This window comes from Paraburkholderia sp. (assembly GCF_034668105.1).
Taxonomy (GTDB): domain Bacteria; phylum Pseudomonadota; class Gammaproteobacteria; order Burkholderiales; family Burkholderiaceae; genus Paraburkholderia.
In genome coordinates this window covers 1-2,891 of sequence record NZ_JAXDPY010000171.1, presented here as the reverse complement: position 1 = coordinate 2,891, position 2,891 = coordinate 1, and the positions used below count along the sequence as shown (strand labels likewise).

The 2,891-nt window shown below is 58.6% G+C and carries 4 protein-coding genes; 1 reads left to right on the top strand and 3 read right to left on the bottom strand.

The annotated features are described in order from the left end of the window. Positions 1–151 (top strand): IclR family transcriptional regulator domain-containing protein (locus QOC89_RS08040; protein ID WP_323044539.1); only part of this gene is annotated, 151 nt, incomplete at its 5' end. Between the two features lie 4 nt (positions 152–155). On the opposite strand, the gene QOC89_RS08035 is transcribed toward QOC89_RS08040, so the two are convergent. The 3 genes from QOC89_RS08035 to QOC89_RS08025 form a co-directional block, all read right to left on the bottom strand. Further along, entirely contained in the window at positions 156–602 is a 447-nt protein-coding gene (locus tag QOC89_RS08035; RefSeq protein WP_323044538.1) for a DUF4279 domain-containing protein, read from the bottom strand. Then, on the bottom strand, positions 586–1,185 hold the full coding sequence (locus QOC89_RS08030) for a hypothetical protein (protein ID WP_323044537.1): 600 nt from the start codon (positions 1,183–1,185) through the stop codon (positions 586–588). The genes QOC89_RS08035 and QOC89_RS08030 overlap by 17 nt, the downstream gene beginning before the upstream one ends. A gap of 467 nt (positions 1,186–1,652) precedes the next feature. After that, complete coding sequence (locus QOC89_RS08025; RefSeq protein ID WP_323044536.1) at positions 1,653–2,843, bottom strand: M20 aminoacylase family protein; 1,191 nt, start codon at positions 2,841–2,843, stop codon at positions 1,653–1,655. Between the last annotated feature and the right edge of the window lie 48 nt (positions 2,844–2,891).

Sequence of the window (2,891 nt, the reverse complement as noted above, 5' to 3'; positions counted from 1 at the left end):
AATTCGCAACCGCCAGGGGCGCGTGATCGCGGCGATGAATATTAGCGGCAACGCGCAGCGCAATTCGGCGAAGCAGATGGTGAAGGCGTTTCTGGAGCCATTGCAGCAGGCTGCGCAGACGGTCTCGCAGATGGTGGCGCGGAGGGGGTGAAGCTTCACCGATATTCGTCAATCTCGATGGTGCCGCCAAGCGACGCCATCATTGCCTGTATGTCGTCGGGCACGTCGGAGATTCGGTCTCCCGCGTAGTTGGCCCAATAGCACCAAAAGAACATCTTGGCACGGCTCTCCGTGATAAGTTCACGAAGCTCGGCACGCGGCAGCTTAAGCGCCTCGACCAACCAGCGAAGATGCGGCTCGAGTTGGTCGCTATGTACCTCCCCGGCACTTTCGAAAGACCAGAAGCCGATCTTGCCCGGATGTTTGCTCGACTTTCCGGATGGATAGAGATAGGGCTCGCCCTTAACGATGATCGAACTGGGTCGCACGCCGAAATACGAGGTCCAGAAGGCGGGATCGACGGATTCACCGGAAATGATGAAGGTTGCATGCGCGAGCGCATGGGGTCTTTCATTGGTTTCGGGATCAGGGCGCGTAGTCATGAAAGTTGTCATTCAATATTTTTCCGTTGAACTCCACGCTGCCGTCGTCATGCCAGATAACGTTGTCTGCAGGCCCGAGACCATTCCTTGGCTTATAGATGTGGAGCATATAGCCGAATGTCTTTCGGTCGTAGCCAAGCATTTTCGCAGCGTAGTCTGGATTCCTTGTCCTAACCGCCAGTTCCTCAGTGGCAGCGCTCACCACATCTTCGATGTACTCGAACGGCGACGCATCGCCAAGAAGCCCGGGCATTGGCGATCCGGGCGCATTGAACGCGTCGAACCGCCTCTGACCGCTCGAATAGGATCGCGTATCAGGCGACATCCGCGGCACGCGTCGCCCATATAATTCCGAAGGGGTGATCGTGCTGAAGACCCCTGGCGCGGGCGGAGGTGACACTGTTGAAGGAAGGCCGCCACGCTCGCGTTCGGCCTCGACGTATCGGCGCAAGTCATCTGCGGGCGGCACGACTATCAGCATACCGTTTTCAACTTCACGATACACTGCGCGCGCGACCTCATGATCGCTCATAGTCCAGAGCGCATAGGATTCGTCTGACAGGAGATGACGGAGTGTGTACATGTCGCAGGATCGCGTTACCCAGGAGTCGGGACGCTCCCACTTGAGAAAATCGGCTCTTGCGCATTTCATAGCGTCGTTCAATCGCGTCATCTGTTCCGCAGATACTTCGGCCTGAGCACCTGTGAAGTAATGCCGTATCAGATCGAAATGACGCCTTCGCATTAAAGAGCTCACGTTCACTCTGAACATGCGCGCCCATCCCTTACGACTATCATGATGCTTCTCCGAATTTTTGTAGAAGCATCGTACGGGTAAGCATTCGACAATAAGTAAAACTATGTCAAGGCGATTGTTAGAGAGTGAAAAAAGCTGACGCTATCAGCAAGTATTGCAAATGGCAGATTCAACACAACGCGAGTCCGTCGACGTCTAATGCCAACAATGTGCCGGAGCAAAAGCTGCAAAGCACGACAATGCAGTTCATCGCGAGTCGCACGCGCACCCGCCAGCGCCAATCAGCAGCCCCTTCACTGCCCCAGATACCGCTCCACCAGCCGCGTCCAGAAAGCCGCCCCGACCGGCAGATTGCGGTCGTTGAAGTCGTAATGCGGGTTGTGCACCATGCAGCCGTCCTCGCCCGCACCGTTGCCGATGCGCAGGAACGTACCGGGCCGTTTCTGCAGCATGAAGGCGAAATCTTCACTGCCCATCAGGATATCGGTCTGCGCGACCACCTTGTCGTCGCCGACCAGTTCGCGCGCCACTTGTACCGCGAAATCCGTTTCGGCATCCGAATTGACCACTACCGGATAGCCTTCGATGTACTCCACCACCGCCTTGCCGCCATAGCTCGCGGCCTGGCTTTCGGCGAGTTCGGTAATGCGTTTTTTCAGCAACGCGCGCACTTCGGGGCTGAACGAACGCACGCTCAATTCCAGCCTCGCGCTGCTGGAGATCACATTGTTCGCGGTGCCCGCATGCATCGAGCCGACCGTCACCACCGCCGGCTGCGAAGGATCGACGTTTCGCGCGACGATCGTCTGCAACGCCATCACGATACTCGCCGCCACCACCACCGGATCGACCGTGAGGTGCGGACGGGCCGCATGCCCGCCGACCCCTTCGATCGTGATGATCGCCTTGTCGCCCGCCGACATGAACGGCCCCTTACGGAACAACATCACGCCCGGTTCTTCGCCCGGATGGTTGTGCAGACCGAATACCGCGTCGCACGGAAAGCGCTCGAACAGGCCGTCGTTGATCATCTTCATCGCGCCGCTGTCGATGCCGCTTTCCTCGGCCGGCTGGAAATACAGATGCACGGTGCCCGAAAAATTGCGCGTGGCGGCGAGGTGTTGCGCGGCGCCGAGCAGCATCGTCGTGTGGCCGTCGTGGCCGCATGCGTGCATCTTGCCGTGCGTGCCGCTCGCGTACGGCAGACCGGTTTGCTCGATGATCGGCAACGCGTCCATGTCGGCGCGAATGCCAATGCTGCGCGTGCCGTCGCCCACCTTCAAGGTACCCACCACACCGGTTTGACCGACGCCGCGTGTGACCTGCCAGCCCCACTGTTCGAGTTTCTCCGCCACCAACGCACCGGTTTGCACTTCCTCGTAGGCGAGCTCAGGATGATGATGGATGTGATGGCGGATCTCACGCAGGCTCTCGGTTGCAGGCGCCAGGTCGGATACTTCGGTAAAACGCGCGGCTTCACTCATCTATCGCTCCATGGGAAATTCACACCGCGTCACGCGGCAAACAGGCAA